At 79.0% G+C, this 533-nt stretch carries 1 protein-coding gene; it reads left to right on the forward strand.

The features are described 5' to 3' along the window. Positions 1–533: P1 family peptidase (locus VQ02_RS34250; RefSeq protein ID WP_048448747.1), on the forward strand; the 533-nt coding region annotated here is incomplete at both ends.

Below are 533 nucleotides of genomic sequence, written 5' to 3' on the forward strand. Positions count from 1 at the left end.
GGCCGGCCGCGGCTTCGCGGTCGGCCCGGCCCGGGTGCCGATCGTGCCGGCGGCGATCCTGTTCGACCTCCTCAACGGCGGCGACAAGGGCTGGGGCCGCTCGCCCCCCTACCGCGACCTCGGCTACGCCGCCGCCGACGGGGCGAGCGCCGGGCCGGTGGCGATGGGCTCGGTCGGGGCCGGGCTCGGGGCGCGCACCGCGAACCTGAAAGGAGGCCTCGGCAGCGCCTCCGCCCCCGTCGAGGGCACCGGCGCCCGGGTCGCCGCCCTGGTGGCGGTGAACGCCCTCGGGCGGGTCACGGTCGGGGACGGGCCGCATTTCTGGGCCGCGCCGTTCGAGGTCGGGGACGAGTTCGGGGGCCTGGGCCCCGCCGCCCCGATCCCGCCCGAGGCCTTCGCCTGGCCGTCGAAGACGATGCCGGGCGCCAACACCACCCTGGCGGTGGTCGCCACCGACGCCCGCCTGAGCAAGGCCGAGGCCCGCCGCATCGCCGTGATGGCCCAGGACGGCCTCGCCCGGGCGATCGTGCCGG

Origin of the sequence: Methylobacterium variabile, assembly GCF_001043975.1 — a bacterium.
In the GTDB taxonomy this organism is placed as follows: domain Bacteria; phylum Pseudomonadota; class Alphaproteobacteria; order Rhizobiales; family Beijerinckiaceae; genus Methylobacterium; species Methylobacterium variabile.